Source organism: Pseudomonas sp. SBB6, from assembly GCF_024213215.1.
Classification (GTDB): domain Bacteria; phylum Pseudomonadota; class Gammaproteobacteria; order Pseudomonadales; family Pseudomonadaceae; genus Aquipseudomonas; species Aquipseudomonas donghuensis.
The window spans coordinates 30221-48102 of the sequence record NZ_JANAVH010000015.1 but is presented as its reverse complement, the minus strand read 5'-3'; the positions used below and the strand labels follow the sequence as shown (position 1 = coordinate 48102).

Genomic DNA, 17882 nt, shown 5'->3' with positions numbered 1-17882 from the left:
TATCGAGTAAAAGCCCTTCACTCGCCAGTGCACGGCACGCCGCTGCTGATAGACCCAGGCCCAGATAAAAAGCTCATTCGGCCTGACCAAAGGTCAAGCATTGGCCACCCCTGCAGTGATTGCTGCAAGCGCAGGCTGCCCTGCCCTATAATCCCGGGCACTTAGCTTGTGGAGCCCGCCATGCCGAATTTACGCCTCGCCGACCTGACCGCCGAAATCGAAGCCAACGTGCGCCGTGCGTTACTCGAAGACATCGGCAGCGGCGACATCACCGCCCAGTTGATCCCGGCCGAGCGCCTGGCCAAGGCCACCATCATTACCCGCGACGACTGCGTGATTGCCGGCACTGCCTGGGTCGATGCGGTGTTCCGTCAGCTCGACCCGCGGGTGGCGGTGCACTGGCAGGTCAAGGATGGCGACCGCGCCAGCGCCAACCAGGTGCTGTTCAACCTTGAAGGCCCGGCGCGTTCGCTGCTCAGTGGCGAGCGCTCGGCGCTGAACTTCCTGCAGATGCTGTCGGGCGTTGCCACGCACGCGCAATTTCTCGCCGACAAGGTCGCCGACACCCAGGTCAAGTTGCTCGACACCCGCAAGACCCTGCCCGGCTTGCGTCTGGCGCAGAAATACGCGGTCACCTGCGGCGGTTGCCACAACCACCGCATCGGCCTGTACGACGCGTTCCTGATCAAGGAAAACCACATCGCCGCCAGTGGCGGTATCGCCGAGGCAATCACCGCCGCGCACCGCATTGCCCCAGGCAAACCGGTGGAGATCGAGGTGGAAAGCCTGGACGAGCTCAAAGAGGCCCTGGATGCGGGCGCCGACATCATCATGCTCGATGAGCTGAGCCTGGACGACATGCGCGAAGCGGTGCGCCTGAATGCGGGCAAGGCCAAGCTTGAAGCCAGTGGCGGCGTGACTGAAAGCACCCTGCGGGTAATCGCTGAAACGGGTGTGGACTACATCTCGATCGGGGCGATGACCAAGGATGTCAAAGCAGTGGACCTGTCCATGCGACTGAGCCTCTGAGGCTGACTGCAGGCACAAAAAAACCGGCCATCAGGCCGGTTTTTTGTTGGATCACAGCAGGGCTGCATACATCGACCCTGTGGGAGCTGGCCTGGCCAGCGATCGAGCGTGAAACGCTCGCAAAATCCTCAGAGCGCCGCGTTCTGCAGGCCGTCCAGGTAGCGCTCGACATCCAGCGCTGCCATGCACCCGGCACCGGCCGAGGTGATGGCCTGGCGGTAAACGTGGTCGGCTACGTCACCGGCAGCGAACACACCTTCAACGTTGGTCGCGGTGGCGTTGCCGTCACGGCCGCCATTGACCACCAGATAGCCGTCTTTGAGGGTCAGCTGGCCTTCGAACAGCGAGGTGTTCGGGGTGTGACCGATAGCGATGAACACGCCATCGACCTTGATTTCGTCGAAGCTGCCGTCGTTGTTCTTCAGGCGCGCACCGGTGACGCCCATGTTGTCGCCAAGCACTTCGTCCAGGGTGGCATTGAGCTTCAGCTCGATCTTGCCTTCGGCCACGCGGGCGTTGAGCTTGTCGACCAGGATCTTCTCGGCGCGGAAGGTCTCGCGGCGGTGAACCAGGGTGACCTTGCTGGCGATGTTGGCCAGGTACAGGGCTTCCTCAACAGCGGTGTTACCCCCACCGACCACGGCCACCGGCTTGTTGCGGTAGAAGAAACCGTCGCAGGTCGCACAGGCGGAAACGCCCTTGCCCATGAACGCTTCTTCCGATGGCAGGCCCAGGTAGCGAGCGCTGGCACCGGTGGCGATGATCAGTGCATCGCAGGTGTAGGTGGCGCTGTCGCCCTTGAGGGTGAACGGCTTGCTGGCCAGGTCAACGGCATTGATGTGGTCGAACACCACTTCGGTCTCGAAGCGCTCGGCGTGTTCCTGCATGCGTTGCATCAGCGCCGGGCCGGTCAGGCCGTGGGCGTCGCCCGGCCAGTTGTCGACTTCGGTGGTGGTGGTCAGCTGGCCGCCGGCCTGCATGCCGGTGATCAGCAGCGGCTTGAGGTTGGCGCGCGCGGCGTACACGGCAGCGCTGTAACCGGCAGGGCCGGAACCGAGAATAATCACTCGCGAATGACGTACTTCAGACATGTCACACTCCTGTCGAGCGGGCGTTCAATTGCCCGCATCGTATCGCCGGGATCACCGGCTGGAATAAAAAAGAACCTGCGAAGCACTTGGGGAAGGCTTTTGGCCGCAGGTCCTGAAAAACGTTGAATCGCAGCCTTACAGGCTGGCGGCGTTCTCGGCCAGGTAGTCGGCAACGCCCTTGGCGTCAGCCTTCATGCCTTTCTGGCCAGGGCGCCAGCCGGCCGGGCAGACTTCACCGTACTGTTCAGTGAACTGCAGGGCTTCGACCAGGCGGATCATCTCGTCGACTTCGCGGCCCAGCGGCAGGTTGTTGACCACCTGGTGCTGGACAACGCCTTGCTGGTCGATCAGGAACGAGGCACGCAGGGCCACGCCGTCATCGTGCTCGATACCGTAGGCACGGGTAATCTCGTGCTTGACGTCGGCCACCATGGTGAACTCGACCGCGCCGATACCGCCCTTCTCGACCGGGGTGCTGCGCCAGGCGTGGTGGGTGAACTGCGAGTCAATGGAAACACCGACCACTTCCACACCCAACTCGCGGAACTTGTCCATGCGATTGTTGTGGGCAATGATTTCCGACGGGCAGACAAAGGTGAAGTCCAGCGGCCAGAAGAACAGCACGACGTATTTGCCGCGCAGGGAAGAAAGCTTGAAGCTGTCGACGATCGAACCGTCGCCCAACACTGCCGCCGCATCGAAATCAGGGGCTTGCTTGTTGACTAGAATGCTCATGGAAACTCCTTGAAAATCAGAATTCGAAGGCGTTGAAAAGATGTGCGCACTTTAGCGAGGTGGCAGAGATTAAGGAAATATCCTTAGACAATCCACCTTATAGGCCTGCTCTATTTATCAACAAAAGCGCTCGCGGTTTATCTATGAAGCCCTGCCCGGGATGCTGCCGAGGTTTTGTTACAGCCCGTTTCTCGCTCTGCACCGCGCTTTCGCCAGACGCGCAAACTCGGTAAGGTCAGCGCGTTTGCCTTTTCCCGGAGCCTTCCCCTTTATGCAAGCCCCTGTCCTCTCTGGCCCACAGTACCTGCGCGAAGGGCTGAAACTGGTCCTGAGCCCGAGCCTGCGCCTGTTCGTGTTGCTGCCGCTGGCGGTCAATCTGCTGCTGTTCGTCGGCCTGATCTACTTTGCCGGCCATCAGTTCAGCCTCTGGGTCGACTCGCTGATGCCCAGCCTGCCGAGCTGGCTGAGCTTTCTCAACTACGTGCTGTGGCCGCTGTTCGTGGTTTTGGTCGGGCTGATGGTGTTCTTCACCTTTACCATGCTGGCCAACGTCATTGCCGCGCCGTTCAATGGTTTCCTGGCGGAAAAGGTCGAAGTGGTGGTGCGCGGCACCGATGACTTCCCGGCCTTCAGCTGGGCGGAGCTCATGGCCATGGTGCCACGCACCCTCGGCCGCGAGGCGCGCAAGCTCGGCTACTTCCTGCCACGGGCGATCGGTCTGTTCATCCTCTCGCTGATCCCGGTGGTGAACATCATCGCCGCCCCGCTGTGGCTGCTGTTCGGTATCTGGATGATGGCTATCCAGTACATCGACTACCCGGCGGACAACCACAAGATGAGCTGGCAGGACATGCTCGCCTGGCTGCGCGAAAAACGCTGGCAGAGCCTGGGCTTTGGCGGTTCGGTGTACCTGGTGTTGCTGGTGCCCTTCCTCAACATCCTGATGATGCCGGCCGCAGTGGCTGGCGCCACGCTGTTCTGGGTGCGCGAACGCACCTGAACCCTGGCCGCGTAGCCGCCCGGCTACGCGGTGCCTTGATCAGTTCGACAGCTGGTTGGAGAACTGCCCTACCGCATTGACCACCTTCTGCGCACCGTCCTGAATCTCGACGATCACCGTACCGGTCTGCCCGGCCAGGGACAGGCCCTGCTCGGCCTGGCGCTTGCTGCTGTCGATGATATCCACCGCCGCCTTGGCCAATTGCTCATTCTGCTGCACCACGCGAGCGATCTCTTCGGTGGCGGTGCTGGTGCGCGAGGCCAGTTGCCGGACCTCATCGGCAACCACGGCAAAGCCGCGCCCCTGCTCGCCGGCACGCGCGGCTTCGATGGCGGCGTTGAGGGCCAGCAAGTTGGTCTGCCCGGCGATGTCGCTGATGGTCTTGATGATCGAACCGATCACCTGCGACTGCTTGTCCAGCGCCTCGATGCCTTCGGCGGCTTCCTGCATGTAGGTTTCCAGGCCGCGCATGACGTCCACGGTCTGGGTCACCACCTCGGTGGCCTTGCGTGCACAGGCGTCGGTTTCCAGCGAGGTGTTGTAGGCGATGTCGGCTGCCAGGGCTACGGCTGTTTCCTGGTTGACCTGATCGGTGATCACCGTGGCGAACTTGACCACTTTGTAGAGCACGTCGTGGGCATCGATGATCGGGTTGTAGGACGCCTCCAGCCATACCACGCGACCATGGGCATCAATCCGTTTGAAGCGCTCGGCGACGAATTCACCACGGCGCAGTTTGTCCCAGAAGGCCTGATAGGCCACCGAGTTGTACTCCTCAGGCTCGCAGAACAAGCGGTGGTGCTTGCCCACGACCTGATCGAGTTTGTAGCCCATGGTCTGCAGGAAGCGGTCGTTGGCGGCCAGCACTTCGCCGTTGAGGTTGAACTCGATCACCGCCGTGGAGCGCATCAGCGCCTTGATCAGGCTTTCGTGCTCGCGGGAGGTTTCGATGGTGCGGGTCAGGTCGCTCGAATGCAGGGAGAAGTGCTTGAGCCGCCCTTCGCTGTTTTTCACTGGCTGCAGGATCGAGCGCAACCAGGCTTCCTGACCATTGCCGCGCAGCAGGCGGAAGGCGCCATTGAGGTGCTCGCCACGGGTGATGGCGTGCTTCATGCGCTGGTAGAAGTCGAGCTGTTTGACGTGCGGGGGAACGATTTCCTCGATGTTGCGACCAATCAGTTGATGGCCGCTATAGAGCATCTCTTTTTCGAAGTTGCTGTTGACCGATTCGATGCGCCCTAGAGGGTCGAGTTGTAACACCAGCATCTCGCTGTCGAGGCTGCTTTTGACCTGTTCCATGGACTGCAGGTCTTCACGCAGCTGGAGGATTTCTTTCTTGAGTTTGCTGTTGAACATGACGCTCTCCCGGAGCGAAACCAGTCATTCGAATGCCTCTGCATCGGCTGCTTGCCAGGCAATCTTGAGTCACTTGCTGGGAAATATTTAAGCGCTGAAAACCGCCGGTAATCAGGCGTCATCGATCTGTCATTTATTGGTCACAGAGCGGCAATCCGGGCGGTCGACACTGGCTTCATGAGCACACCGTCCCTGCATGTCACCCTGATCAGTGAAACCTTTCCACCGGAAATCAACGGCGTGGCCAATACCCTTGGCCGCCTCAGCGATGGCTTGCGCTCGCGCGGTCACCGGGTCGAGCTGGTGCGCCCGCGGCAACTGGCCGAACAGCCCTCTGCCAGCGATGAAAACCTGCTGCTGTGCCGGGGCTGGCCGTTGCCGGGGTATCCGGGTTTGCAGTGGGGCCAGGTGTCGATGCACAAGTTGATCCGCCGCTGGCGCCGGCAACGCCCCGACGTGCTGTACATCGCCACCGAAGGCCCGCTGGGCCTGAGCGCCCTGCGTGCGGCACGGCGCCTGGGGATTGCTGTGGTCAGCGGTTTTCACACCAACTTCCAGCAATACTCCAGCGAGTACGGCCTGGGCCTGCTGGCGCGCCTGCTGACCCACTACCTGCGCTGGTTCCACCGGCGCACCCACACCACCCTGGTGCCCAGCCTCAGCCAGCGCCTGGAGCTGGAACGGCGCGGCTTCGATAACCTCAGCCTGATGGCCCGCGGGGTCGACAGCCAGCTGTTCAACCCGGCACGGCGCAATCAGGCGTTGCGTGAACAATGGGGCCTGGGCGATGACGATATCGCCTTGCTGCATGTCGGGCGCCTGGCCGCCGAGAAGAACCTCGGTTTGCTCCAGCCGTGCCTGGAGGCCCTGCAGCAGCAGTATCCACAGCGGCGCATCAAGCTGATCGTAGTGGGTGACGGGCCACAGCGCAGCATGCTTGAACAACGCCTGCCGGGCGCAGTGTTCTGCGGCGCCCAGCGTGGCGAAACGCTGGCCGAGCACTATGCCTCGGGGGATGTGTTCCTGTTTCCCAGCCTGACCGAAACCTTCGGCAATGTGGTGCTTGAAGCCCTGGCTTCAGGCCTGGGCGTGGTCGCCTACGATGAAGCGGCAGCAGCCCAGCACATCCGCCACGGGCACAGCGGCGCACTGGCCATGCCGGGTGACGAAGCGGCCTTTATCGATGCCGCCGCCTGGTTGCTGGAAGAGCCGGAAACCCTGCGCCGGGTGCGCCTCAATGCCCGCCAGCACGCCAGCCGCCAGGGCTGGCCGGCGATTGTCGAGCAGTTCGAAGCGCACTTGCAGGCAGCCTGCCGCCAGGGCCAGGGCAACGTTGCGCGCCCGAGCCCGGCAGCACTTGCAATCAAACCAGAGTCGTCAACGCCTCACGGCTGAACGGCAGGATGTCCTGCTCGCGGCCATCACGCACTTTGGCTGCCCAGTCTGGGTCCACCAGCAGCGCGCGGCCGACCGCCACCAGGTCGAACTCGTCGTTGTTCAGGCGCTTGAGCAGGTTCTCAAGGCTAGCCGGCTGTGCCACTTTGTCGGTGGCGACCATGAACTGCAGGAACTCGCCATCCAGGCCGACGCTGCCGACGGTGATGGTCGGCTTGCCGGTGAACTGGCGAGTCCAGCCGGCCAGGTTGAGGTCCGAGCCTTCGAACTCCGGCTCCCAGAAGCGCCGGGTCGAGCAGTGGAAGATATCCACGCCGGCGTCCACCAATGGCTGCAGGAACGCGCCGAGGGCGTCGGCGCTCTGTACCAGGCGGGCGCTGTAGTCCTGCTGCTTCCATTGCGAAAAACGGAAAATGATCGGGAAGTCCGGACCCACCGCCGCACGCACCGCCTGGATCAGCTCGATGGCAAAACGCGAACGGCCGGCCAGGTCGCCGCCGTATTCGTCCGTGCGCTGGTTGCTCGCCTCCCAGAAGAACTGGTCGATCAGATAGCCGTGGGCGCCGTGGATCTCGACGCCATCCATGCCAATGGCCTGGGCATCACGAGCGGCCTGGGCGAAAGCCTCGATCACCTCACGGATATCTGCCTGGGTCATGCCGTGCACCACGACCTGGCCGTCCTTGAGCTTCTCGCTCGGGCCATAGCCCGGTACGCTGGCATCCGGCTCGGTGCCCAGGCGGCGCACGCTACCCACGTGCCAGAGCTGTGGCACGATGCGCCCGCCTTCGGCGTGCACGGCGTCGACGACGTTTTTCCAGCCGGCCAGGGCGTCTTCCCCGTAAAAGCGCGGCACATTCGGGTAGCCATTGGCGGCTTTGTGGCCGACCGTGGTGCCTTCAGTGATGATCAGGCCGACGCCTGCGGCGGCGCGGCGGCGGTAGTATTCCACCACTTGCGCGTGCGGTACGCCGCCAGGGCAGAAGGTACGGGTCATCGGTGCCATGACCACCCGGCTTGGCAGCTCGAGGGTGCCCAGTTGGAAGGGAGTAAAGAGTGCGTTGGCGGACATGGGGCGCTCCAGAGGATAGGGAATGCGCCTGAGGATAGGGTGAGCCGTTCGGGTGGCCCAGTACTATTGATCTGGGTGATTGAACAGCATCGCGGGGCAAGCCCGCTCCTACAAGGGTGTAGAAGCGGGCTTGCCCCGCGATGGGGTTAGGCCAGAGCCTTCTCGATCGCCTGCACCACTGTCGGATCATCCGGTGCGGTACGTGGCGAGAAGCGCGCCAGCACGCGGCCGTCCTTACCGACCAGAAACTTCTCGAAGTTCCAGGTGATATCGCCCGGAAACTCGGCGCCTTCGCCCGCCAGCAAGCGATACAGCTGATGACGGTCGTGACCGTTGACTTCAAGCTTGCTGCCCAACGGAAAGCTCACGCCGTAGTTCAGGCTGCAGAACTTCTGGATTTCTTCTTCACTGCCCGGCTCCTGCCCGGCAAACTGGTTGCACGGCAGGCCCAATACGCTGAAGCCTTTGCCCTTGTACTGCTGATAGAGGTTTTCCAGCGCCGCATACTGCGGGGTCAGGCCACACTTGGAGGCGACATTGACCACCAGCACCACCTGGCCCTTGAACGGCGCCAGAGGCAACTCCTGGCCATCCAGTGCCTGCAACTTCAGGTCGTGAAATGCACTCATGACGTACTCCCCTTTCCAGATCCCGGTTGCCGCTGCGGGCTGCAATCAGTAAAACCAGCCCATTAAAAAGGCGCCCCTGCCAAGCCGTCTTCCCCTGCTGGAGCGACGGACTTGCCCGGGCGCCTTCGCGACTCTCTGAGCTTAGCGCAGAAAATCAGTGGTGATGGCCACCTTCGCCATGGACGTGGCCATGGGCTACTTCTTCTTCGCTGGCGTCACGCACGTTGACGACCTTGACCTTGAAGTTCAGGCGCTGGCCAGCCAGTGGGTGGTTGCCGTCGACGGTGACGTCGTCGCCGTCCAGGTCGCGAATGGTAACGATCTGCATCTGGCCATCCGGCGCCGAAGCGTGGAACTGCATGCCCACTTCCAGCTCGTCGACACCTTCGAACATGCTGCGGTTCAGGGTGCTGACCAGCTCGGCCAGGTATTCGCCGTAGGCGTCTTCCGGCTCGACGGCAACGTCCAGCTCGTCACCGGTGGTTTTACCTTCCAGGGCTTTTTCCAGGCCCGGAATGATGTTGCCTGCGCCATGCAGGTAGACCAGCGGAGCGCCGCCGGCGGAGCTGTCGATGACCTCACCAGCGTCGTTGGTCAGGGTATAGTCGATGGAGACAGCCTTTTTGGCGGCGATCAGCATGGGGCGAGACCTTTTGCATAAGAATGTAGAACGAACAAGTGTAACCAAGGCCTCGCCTGAAAGCGAACGCAACCCGGACAAACGGGTTGCCGGATATTTGCGACGGGTGCGCTCGGGGGGTCGATAGCGATACCCTTGGCAATTGATTCTTTTGCACAGCTCATTTCGAGAAGCTCGCATGCAGACATTTTTTATCGCGCCGACCGACTTTGGCGTCGGCCTGACCTCCATCAGCCTGGGCCTGGTGCGCACCCTGGAGCGTGCCGGGTTGAAGGTTGGCTTCTTCAAGCCGATTGCCCAGCCGCACCCGGGCGATACCGGCCCGGAACGCTCCACCGAACTGGTTGCCCGCACCCATGGCCTCAAGCCACCGCAGCCGCTGAGCCTGGCCCATGTCGAGCGTATGCTGGGCGACGGCCAGCTGGATGAACTGCTCGAGGAAATCATTACCCTCTACCAGCAGGCCTGCATCGGCAAGGACGTGGTGGTGGTCGAAGGCATGGTCCCGACCCGCCACGCCAGCTACGCCGCGCGGGTCAACCTGCACCTGGCCAAGAGCCTGGATGCCGAAGTGATCCTGGTGTCGGCACCGGAAAACGAGGTGCTCACCGAGCTGTCCGGGCGCGTCGAACTGCAGGCCCAGCTGTTTGGTGGGCCACGCGACCCGAAAGTGCTCGGGGTAATCCTCAACAAGGTGCGCACCGACGAGGACATGAGCGCCTTCGCCGCGCGCCTGGTCGAGCATTCGCCGCTGCTGCGCGGCGGCGACTTCCGCCTGCTCGGCTGCATCCCCTTCCAGGCCGGCCTCAACGACCCGCGCACCCGCGATGTGGCCGAACTGCTCGGTGCCCAGGTACTCAATGCCGGCGACTACGAAACCCGGCGGATGAACAAGATCATCATCTGCGCCCGCACCGTGGCCAATACCGTGCCGCTGCTCAAGCCCGGCACGTTGGTGGTGACCCCGGGGGATCGCGACGACATCATCCTCGCCGTGAGCCTGGCGGCGATCAACGGTGTACCACTGGCGGGCCTGCTGCTGACCAGCGACAGCAAGCCCGACCCGCGCATCCTCGAACTGTGCCAGGGCGCGCTGCTGGCCGGCTTGCCGGTCCTGTCGGTAAGCACCGGCTCGTACGACACCGCCAACCAGCTCAACGGCCTGAACAAGGAAATCCCGGTGGATGACCGCGAGCGCGCGGAACTCATCACCGATTTCGTCGCCAGCTACCTGGACGCCGACTGGCTGCACCAGCGCTGCGGCACCCCGCGCGAGCTGCGCCTGTCGCCAGCCGTGTTCCGCTACCAGTTGATCCAGCGCGCCCAGCAGGCCAACAAGCGTATTGTCCTGCCCGAAGGCGCCGAGCCGATGACCGTTCAGGCCGCCGCCATCTGCCAGGCCCGCGGTATTGCCCGCTGTGTGCTGCTGGCCAAGCCCGACGACGTTCAGGCCGTGGCCCGCGCCCAGGGCATCAGCCTGCCCGAGGGCCTGGAGATTCTTGACCCGGACCTGATCCGCGAGCGCTATGTCGAGCCGATGGTCAGCCTGCGCAAGAGCAAGAGCCTCAATGCGCCGATGGCCGAACAGCAACTCGAAGACCCGGTGGTGATCGGCACCATGATGCTGGCCCTGGACGAGGTCGACGGCCTGGTGTCGGGCCTGGTGCACTCCACCGCCAACACCATCCGCCCGGCCCTGCAACTGATCAAGACCGCGCCGGGCTGCAGCCTGGTGTCGTCAGTGTTCTTCATGCTGTTCCCCGAGCAGGTGCTGGTGTACGGCGACTGCGTGATGAACCCGCACCCAACGGCCCATGAGCTGGCGGAAATCGCCCTGCAGAGCGCCGACTCCGCCGAAGCCTTCGGTATTGCCCCGCGGGTGGCGATGATCAGCTACTCCAGCGGTGATTCGGCCAGTGGCGAAGAGGTCGAGAAGGTTCGCGAAGCCACCCTGCTGGCCCAGGAAACCCAGCGCGGCCTGCTGATCGACGGCCCCTTGCAGTACGACGCTGCGGCCAACCTGGACATCGCCCGGCAACTGGCGCCCAACAGTCAAGTGGCCGGCCGCGCCACGGTGTTCGTGTTCCCCGACCTGAACACCGGCAACACCACCCACAAGGCTGTGCAGCGCAGCGCCGATTGCGTAAGCCTCGGGCCGATGCTGCAAGGCCTGCGCAAGCCGGTCAACGACCTGCCACGCGGCGCCCAGGTCGACGACATCGTCTACACCATCGCCCTGACCGCCATTCAGGCCAACCGCTCACTGGATAGCTGAACATGCTCGGATTGCTACCCGCGCCACTGCGCGGGGTTATCGCCTCGTTGCTGCTGGGGCTCAATACCATCGTCTGCTGCACCCCGTTGTTTATCGTCAGCCTGTTCAAGCTGCTGCTGCCGTTTGCCGCGGCGCAGCGGCTCACCGATGAACTGATGCGCCACATCCACGAAGCCTGGATCAGCAACAACAACGCCTGGATCAACCTGCTGGGCAAGGCCCGCTGGCAGGTCGAAGGCCTGGCCGGGCTGGATTACCAACACAGCTACCTGGTCACCAGCAACCACCAGAGCTGGGTCGATATCCTGGTACTGCAGTACGTGCTCAACCGCCGTATCCGCCCGCTGAAGTTCTTCCTCAAGCAGGTACTGATCTGGGTGCCGGTGATCGGCCTGGCCTGGTGGGCGCTGGGCTTCCCGTTCATGAAGCGCTACTCCAAGGCGTACCTGGCCAAGCACCCGGAAAAGGCCGGCAAGGACCTGGAAACCACCCGCCGCACCTGCGCCAAGTTTCGCGGCAAGCCGACGGCAATCTTCAACTTCGCCGAAGGCACGCGCTTCACCGAGGCCAAGCATCGCCAGCAGCAGTCACGGTTCAAGCACCTGCTCAAGCCCAAGGCCGGCGGCATTGCCTTTGTACTGGATGCCATGGGCGAGCAACTGCAGTCGATCGTCAACGTCACCATTCATTATCCGAACGGTGCGCCAGGCTTCTGGGACTTGCTCTGCGGGCGGGTCAGGCACATCGTCGTGCACTTCGAGAAACTGGCGATTCCGGCCGAGTTTCTGGGCAAGAACTACGACCAGGATGAAACCTACCGCCTGGCCTTCCAGCAATGGATCAACCAGCTGTGGAGCGACAAGGACGCCTTGCTGGAACGGCTGCGACAAAACGCCGACAGGTGATTTGCCAGACAGCATCTATGCTCACTTCCTACGATGTTTTTCATTAGCCATCACACGGAACGTAAGCCTATGAAACCACTGCGCCGCTTTGCCCATGCTTTTGCTGTTGTTTCGCTTCTGTCTGCAGCCAGTTTCACGGTGCAGGCAGAAGAGAAGCTGATCGACGCTGTCGCCACTGAGGATGTGGTGGATACCAAAGTCCTTGCCATTGACCTCGATAAGCGCATCGTTACGGTGGCAGGGCCTGAGAACTCTGAGGTGCCGATCCAGCTGAGCGACAAGGCCAAGGACCTGCATAATCTCAAGGTCGGTGACCTGGTCAACATCACGGTCAACCGCTCGGTTGCTACCGTGCTCGATACCACCGTTGGCGGTGCACCGGGCGTGAGCAAGGAAGCCGGGGTGATCCGTGCCACCAAGGACAACCCTAACCCCGGTGGCGAGGCATTCCGGCAGATCAAGGTCACCTCGAAGATCACCAAGATCGACCTGAAAACCCACGAAGTCACGCTGATGCCACCTGAAGGCCCGCAAAAAGTCGTGAAGGTCGAAGATCCTGAACTTCAGGAGCGCATGAAGAACCTCAAAGTCGGTCAGTCTGTGGTCATCGTTTATACCGATGTGCTGACAATCACTACCAGAAGCCCAAGCTGAGTCGCCTGACCTACCGTATCGCCGGCAAAGCCGGCTCCCACAGTTAATCTGGGCACACTCCGGACCTGTGGGAGCTGGCCTTGCCAGCGATCGAGCGCAACGCGCTCGCAACTCAGGCGCCGCCTGGCATCCTGATCACACGGCTCTCCAGCCCATCAAGCAACGCATCAACCAATGCCTTGGCCATTTCATGGGAATGCAGGGTCGCCTGAAGAAACCCTCGCCCCGGCTCACGGGTATGCTCGACCGCCAGCGGTCCAGTCAGGCTCGCGCATTTCAAATACAGCGACGCATGCACCAGCGCATCTTCGACATTGACCCCGGCGCGCACGGCGAATAACTGTGGATGACCGGCATCGCAGAGGCCGAATGGGGTTTCTGTGGTTTCGAGAAGGTGGAATTCAGGTGGGTCTGGAACGATCTTTTCATGATGAAGCTCCTGATGTTAAGGGAGCTGCACCACCTCTGTCGCCAAACAGAAATGGTGGCAGCTGTACGCAGGTTGGCGAACCGAGACATCAGGACAACCCGGCAGGGCCGAAGCCCTCCCGCGCACAACTGCCATAACGACTGACGTCATGGAAGCAGGATGATGTACTCGGGTCGCCAAACCCGATCGCTGATACATCAGCGACCCGGTGAGCCTAGTGGCGTACTTCCCCCGGAGCAATCATCTGCAGGGCGACAGAATTCGTAGGATAGGTCCTAGGACGCTCAAACTACCAGCCCAAGGCTGTTGCAGGATGCTAACCAGGCCTCTGCGGGAGCTGGCTTGCCAGCGATGAGGCCACTGCAGGCACAAAAAAGGGGAGCCAGGCTCCCCTTCTTACATCTTGCAACTTACTGATACTGCTGCCCGGGAATCGGCTTGAGGTTGACCTCTACCCGACGGTTCTGCGCGCGGCCGTTGGCGTCGGCGTTGCTGGCGATCGGCTGGTCCGGGCCCAGGCCACGAGCACTGACGCGGCTGCCATCGACACCCTGGGAGGTCAGGTAGGTGACCACCGATTGTGCACGACGCTGGGACAGGTCCATGTTGTGCTGGCGGCTGCCGGTGCTGTCGGTATAGCCGACCACTTCAATGGTGTTCTGGTTGAACTGCTTGAAGGAGTTGGCCAGGTTGTTCAGCGGCGAGTAGAAGCTTGGGGCGATGTTGGCCGAGTCGGTGGCAAAGGTGATGTTGCCCGGCATGATCAGTTTGATCTGGTCGCCCTGGCGTTGAACCTCGACACCGGTGTTGGCCATGCTTTCACGCAGCGCGGCTTCCTGCTTGTCGGCGTAATAACCATAACCTGCGGCAGCAGCACCCACGGCGGCAGCGCCGATCAGCGCACCTTTGCCGCGGTTGTTATGGTCGATGGCAGCACCGGCAATGGCACCGGCCAGCGCGCCCAGGCCGCCGTACTTGGCAGTTTTGCTCATCCCTGTGGAGCCCTGCTGCGCCTGACCCTGGCTGTCATACGGGTTGGGGCTGGCACAACCGGACATCAGCGCGGCAGCGGTAGCGACGATAATCAAACGACGCATGGTGAACATGGACAAGCTCCTACTGTAATTCGAAAGTGCAGCGGATCTGATTCGGATCTATGCCAGCCTTGGATTGCAGCAAAGCAGAAAAATTCCCTGAAACTTCACGCGCGCACGAACGGGTTCTGGCGCATCTCATCACCCAGGCGGGTATCCGGCCCGTGTCCGGTCACCACCGTCGCCTCTTCATCCAGGCTGTACAAGCGCTGCTTGATGGAACGAACGATAGTCGCCTGATCACCACCCCACAAATCGGTGCGACCAATCCCACGACGAAAAAGCGTATCGCCTGCAATCAGCAGCTTGGCCTCGGCGAACCAGAAACTCATCGAGCCCGGCGTGTGCCCCGGGGTGTGCAAGGCCACGCCACAGCCGCAGGCCAGCTCTTCATCATCGGCCAGCCAGCGGTCCGGCGCCGGCACCGGAGTGTAGGGCACGCCGAACATCTGGCACTGCATTTCCAGGTTGTCCCAGAGGAACTGGTCGTCCTTATGCAGGTGCAGGGTGGCGCCGGTCTTCTCCTTCAACTGCCCGGAGGCGAGGAAATGATCCAGATGCGCGTGGGTATGGATGATGCTCACCACCTTCAGGCCATGGGCATCCAGGCGGGCGAGGATCTGCTCGTGATTGCCACCCGGATCGACGACGATGGCCTTTTTGCTGATCGGGTCACCGATGATGGTGCAGTTGCACTGCAACGGGCCGACGGGGAAGGTTTCGCGGATCAGGGCGGGTTTAGCCGGGTTCATGGGTGCAATCCTGTGGAGCAAAGGGTGGAGTGTCGCACAGCCTTCCACCTCCGGCGACGGCGCTCGTCACTTCACCTCAAGGCGATACTCGCGATCCGCACTCAAGCCAGCACACTGCGTACCAAACGTCCCCACCGACACCACGAAGCGATAGACCCCCGCACGTTGCGGTGTGCCGACCAATGTCGCGTCAGGCCTGCGGCCCTGGTGCTGCAGTGTCAGCCCTGGCGGTAAGGGTGCGGCATAGAAGCCACTCACCGGCGAACTGCTAGCGATGAGCGTGATCTGCGCATGATAGGGCTGCCCCACCCTCGCCAGCGGCAAGGCTTCAGGGGAGAGCGTCGGCTGCGCACGCAAAGCGCAGCTGATCAGGGTAATCGGGTACAGGGCAATCTGGCATCCACTCAATGGCAGCAACAGCCCGGCCAACAGCCCGCGGGATAACCATTTCACGGCAAATAGAGCCTGAAAAGCCCCCCGCCCAACACCCCGCCGTTGGCAATCTCGATTCGCCCCTTGACGCCGTTGCGCTCGTGCAGAGCGGCAATCCGCGCCGCGAAGTACAACCCCAGGCCGGTGCTGCCGCTCTTGCCGTCGATACCCTGCACATACTCCTGCTGACGCTCGAGCATGCGCGCCGGGAAGCCCGGGCCGTCATCGTTGATGCTCAGCAGCAGTTGTTCGCCTTCGTCGCTGACGCTGATCAACAAGGTATGCCCGGCATAACGAATGGCGTTGTTGAGGATGTTGGCCACTACCGAGCCGACCAGTTCGCGGTCGAAGAAACCCAGCGGGCTTGCGGTTTCAATGCGCCAGCTGGCGAGGATGTCGCGGTGCTGCAGCAGGTTCTGCTGGGCGGCCAGCTGGGCTTCGATGAAATCGTCGAGCTCGTGATAATCGGGGCACATGGGCAGTTGGTTGACGCCCAGCTTGTACAAGCCCAGCAACTGCACCAGCATGCCGTTGAGGTGGCTGAATTCGTGCTCCATCACCCCCTGTTCGCTGCCGCTGCGCAACGCTTCGGGCAGGCGCGTCAGCCACTGGCTGTGGGCCTGGGTCAGGGCTGCCAGGGAGTTCTTCATGTCGTGTACGGTGGAGGCGATCACCGTGGAGAAATCCAGCCCCTGGTTGTCCTGGTTCATGCGCCAAAGGCCCGGATGTGCAGTTTGCGGTAGCGATCGTAACGGTTGTCGCTTTTCGGGATGCCGGTCACGCTGCTCAGGCAGGCGCGGCACTCTTCCATGATCGCCGGCGGTGGTGTCTCGCCACCGATACGCAGCAGCGCCTGCGCGCTGTTGAGGGCGATGCTGATGTTCTTCGGCTGCAGCGTCAGGGCCCGGCGGAACTGCGCCAGCGCTTCGCTGAGCTGGCCGGCCTGGTAACTGCGTACGCCCTGGCGGTTGAGGTCGACCGCTTCGGTCACCGCGCCCAACACGTTCGGATCATCGGTCAGCTGTGCCACGCTCTGCATGACCTTGGGGTCGTCACCGTAGGTCTCCACGCAACCCTTGAGAATCGAGGTGCCGGCAGCCTCCTGACCGAGCTGTTGCAACTGCGTGGCCACCACCAACGCGGCTTCCACCGAGAAAAACTGGTCCATTTTCTCCAGCCGGGCCATGGCCTGTTCGGTCAGCTTGGCGGCGGTTTCGGCGTCGCCGGCCTGCTGCAGGCTGGCGGCTTTCATCAACCGTGCGCGCACCTGCAGCCCCTGGTCTTCGACGTTCTCTTTGGCCACTTCGCTGAGCACGGTATTGATCTCGACCCGGGTACGTGCATCCAGGCCGTTGCCGGCGTTCTTGTTCATCAGCGCCTGAACCAGCCCGAGGTTGCTCTCCGGGTCTTTGTAACGCGAGCTCTGGCCCTGGTTGACGGCGTGCCGGTAGGCCTTGGACGAGGTGTCGTAGTCGTCGTTGCTCAGGGCCAGCTTGCCCAGCATCATCTGCCGGCGTACGGCCAGCGGCGAGAGGCGCACGGCCTCCTCCAGCACACCCTGGGCGCGCTTGCTTTCACCCAGGGCCACCAGCACCTCGGCCAGGCCATCGTACAGCCCGGGCATCATTGGGAAAGCCTTGAGCGCTTGTTCGTATACGCCCTGGGCCTGGGCCAACTGGTTGCGCTTGTACAACAGGTTGCCCAGGGCGGCATAGGCCCAGGGCGTGGCGCGGCTGGCGATGATGGTGGTGAGGAACTTCTCCAGCTCATCGACGCGGTTGAGGTCGCGCAAGGCATCGGCGCGATAACGCAGGCACAGCGGCGCGAAGCGCGGGTCCTTCTTGCACAGCTCGGCGCAGGCCGCCAGCACCTCGGCCGGACGGCCGCGGTCCAGGGCCTGGAGGATCGGCTTGAGCAAGGTCTTGCGCTGCACCAGTTTTTCCAGGCGCTGAGCCAGGCCGATGCGGTTGAACGGCTTGGTCAGGTAGGCGTCGGGCTCGTGCTCCAGGGCGCTGAGGACAATCGCCTGGCTGCTTTCGGCGGTGACCATGAGGAACACGCACTCATGACTGATCAGTTTGTCGAGGATCAGGTCCTCGAGCACCTGCTGGCCGTTCTTCTTGCCATCGCCCAAGTGGAAGTCTTGAAGGATAAAGTCGTAACGTTTCTGCGCGCACATGCGCAGTGCCTGCTCGCCACTGTCGGCGGTGTCGACATCGCGCACGCCCAGTTCGCGCAACATCGAGCGGGCCGAGCTGCGAAAATCGGAGAAGTCATCGACAATCAGAAAGCTTTTTTGGCTGTAGACCTGCATCCACGAAACCTGTCATGGCAAATAAAAAAATAGACGCAGAGGCACCTTCACGGACAGGCTCGGCTTCGCGGGTAGATTC

The 17882-nt window shown here is 62.3% G+C and carries 18 protein-coding genes and 1 pseudogene; 7 read left to right on the top strand and 12 right to left on the bottom strand.

What is annotated here, in order from left to right; all coding sequences use genetic code 11:
* Positions 1-180: 180 nt before the first annotated feature.
* The gene (gene nadC, locus NLX68_RS23280) at positions 181-1029 is read left to right on the top strand and encodes a carboxylating nicotinate-nucleotide diphosphorylase (protein ID WP_254286002.1); all 849 of its coding nucleotides are present in this window, start codon (positions 181-183) and stop codon (positions 1027-1029) included.
* 128 nt (positions 1030-1157) lie between these two features.
* Here nadC and trxB read toward each other — a convergent pair whose 3' ends face one another.
* Together trxB and NLX68_RS23270 are read right to left on the bottom strand one after the other, a co-directional pair.
* Positions 1158-2120 (bottom strand): thioredoxin-disulfide reductase, encoded by a 963-nt coding sequence (gene trxB / locus NLX68_RS23275; RefSeq protein ID WP_134064282.1) that lies wholly within the window; start codon positions 2118-2120, stop codon positions 1158-1160.
* A gap of 135 nt (positions 2121-2255) precedes the next feature.
* Positions 2256-2855, bottom strand: a complete 600-nt coding sequence (locus NLX68_RS23270) for a peroxiredoxin (RefSeq protein WP_254286000.1) — start codon at positions 2853-2855, stop codon at positions 2256-2258.
* Positions 2856-3126: 271 nt separating this feature from the next.
* On the opposite strand from NLX68_RS23270, the gene cysZ reads away from it, so the two are divergent.
* Positions 3127-3855 carry a sulfate transporter CysZ gene (gene cysZ, locus NLX68_RS23265; RefSeq protein WP_010223550.1) on the top strand — a complete coding sequence of 243 codons (729 nt, stop codon included), beginning with the start codon at positions 3127-3129 and terminating at the stop codon, positions 3853-3855.
* Positions 3856-3894: 39 nt separating this feature from the next.
* Here the strand turns inward: cysZ and NLX68_RS23260 are convergent, their stop codons facing one another.
* Complete coding sequence (locus NLX68_RS23260; RefSeq protein WP_254285998.1) at positions 3895-5211, bottom strand: PAS domain-containing methyl-accepting chemotaxis protein; 1317 nt, start codon at positions 5209-5211, stop codon at positions 3895-3897.
* A gap of 177 nt (positions 5212-5388) precedes the next feature.
* On the opposite strand from NLX68_RS23260, the gene NLX68_RS23255 reads away from it, so the two are divergent.
* The gene (locus tag NLX68_RS23255) at positions 5389-6606 is read left to right on the top strand and encodes a glycosyltransferase family 1 protein (protein WP_254285996.1); all 1218 of its coding nucleotides are present in this window, start codon (positions 5389-5391) and stop codon (positions 6604-6606) included.
* Here NLX68_RS23255 and NLX68_RS23250 read toward each other — a convergent pair.
* The 3 genes from NLX68_RS23250 to NLX68_RS23240 all read right to left on the bottom strand — a co-directional run bounded on the left by NLX68_RS23250 (position 6575) and on the right by NLX68_RS23240 (position 8947).
* Entirely contained in the window at positions 6575-7678 is a 1104-nt protein-coding gene (locus NLX68_RS23250; protein WP_254285995.1) for an NADH:flavin oxidoreductase, read from the bottom strand. The two genes, NLX68_RS23255 and NLX68_RS23250, sit on opposite strands and share 32 nt — an antisense overlap.
* Positions 7679-7824: 146 nt before the next feature.
* Positions 7825-8307, bottom strand: coding sequence for a glutathione peroxidase (locus NLX68_RS23245; protein WP_254285994.1), 483 nt, complete (start codon positions 8305-8307; stop codon positions 7825-7827).
* A gap of 154 nt (positions 8308-8461) precedes the next feature.
* Positions 8462-8947: a peptidylprolyl isomerase gene (locus tag NLX68_RS23240; protein ID WP_010225804.1), complete on the bottom strand. Its 486-nt coding sequence runs from the start codon at positions 8945-8947 to the stop codon at positions 8462-8464.
* On the opposite strand from NLX68_RS23240, the pseudogene NLX68_RS23235 reads away from it, so the two are divergent.
* From NLX68_RS23235 to NLX68_RS23220, 4 genes and pseudogenes are all read left to right on the top strand, one after another.
* A pseudogene (locus tag NLX68_RS23235) lies at positions 8916-9032 on the top strand (DUF3565 domain-containing protein); the annotation flags it as partial. The gene NLX68_RS23240 and the pseudogene NLX68_RS23235 overlap by 32 nt on opposite strands.
* Before the next feature lie 93 nt (positions 9033-9125).
* Positions 9126-11222, top strand: a complete 2097-nt coding sequence (gene pta, locus NLX68_RS23230) for a phosphate acetyltransferase (RefSeq protein WP_254285993.1) — start codon at positions 9126-9128, stop codon at positions 11220-11222.
* A 2-nt stretch (positions 11223-11224) separates the two neighbouring features.
* Positions 11225-12127, top strand: coding sequence for an acyltransferase (locus NLX68_RS23225; RefSeq protein ID WP_254285991.1), 903 nt, complete (start codon positions 11225-11227; stop codon positions 12125-12127).
* Between the two features lie 69 nt (positions 12128-12196).
* Positions 12197-12781, top strand: a complete 585-nt coding sequence (locus tag NLX68_RS23220; protein ID WP_254285990.1) for a hypothetical protein — start codon at positions 12197-12199, stop codon at positions 12779-12781.
* Positions 12782-12893: 112 nt separating this feature from the next.
* Here NLX68_RS23220 and NLX68_RS23215 read toward each other — a convergent pair whose 3' ends face one another.
* From NLX68_RS23215 to NLX68_RS23190, 6 genes are all read right to left on the bottom strand, one after another.
* Positions 12894-13202 carry a DUF3077 domain-containing protein gene (locus NLX68_RS23215; protein ID WP_254286072.1) on the bottom strand — a complete coding sequence of 103 codons (309 nt, stop codon included), beginning with the start codon at positions 13200-13202 and terminating at the stop codon, positions 12894-12896.
* A gap of 419 nt (positions 13203-13621) precedes the next feature.
* Complete coding sequence (locus NLX68_RS23210; RefSeq protein WP_038997115.1) at positions 13622-14317, bottom strand: OmpA family protein; 696 nt, start codon at positions 14315-14317, stop codon at positions 13622-13624.
* A 95-nt stretch (positions 14318-14412) separates the two neighbouring features.
* Positions 14413-15057: an MBL fold metallo-hydrolase gene (locus NLX68_RS23205; RefSeq protein ID WP_010225797.1), complete on the bottom strand. Its 645-nt coding sequence runs from the start codon at positions 15055-15057 to the stop codon at positions 14413-14415.
* A 66-nt stretch (positions 15058-15123) separates the two neighbouring features.
* Complete coding sequence (locus tag NLX68_RS23200; protein WP_254285988.1) at positions 15124-15510, bottom strand: hypothetical protein; 387 nt, start codon at positions 15508-15510, stop codon at positions 15124-15126.
* A complete protein-coding gene (locus NLX68_RS23195; RefSeq protein WP_254285987.1) occupies positions 15507-16199 on the bottom strand; it encodes a sensor histidine kinase KdpD in 693 nt (230 codons plus the stop codon). The genes NLX68_RS23200 and NLX68_RS23195 overlap by 4 nt, the downstream gene beginning before the upstream one ends.
* Positions 16196-17803, bottom strand: a complete 1608-nt coding sequence (locus tag NLX68_RS23190; protein WP_254285985.1) for a tetratricopeptide repeat-containing response regulator — start codon at positions 17801-17803, stop codon at positions 16196-16198. Before NLX68_RS23190 ends, NLX68_RS23195 begins: the two co-directional genes overlap by 4 nt.
* Positions 17804-17882: the final 79 nt, after the last annotated feature.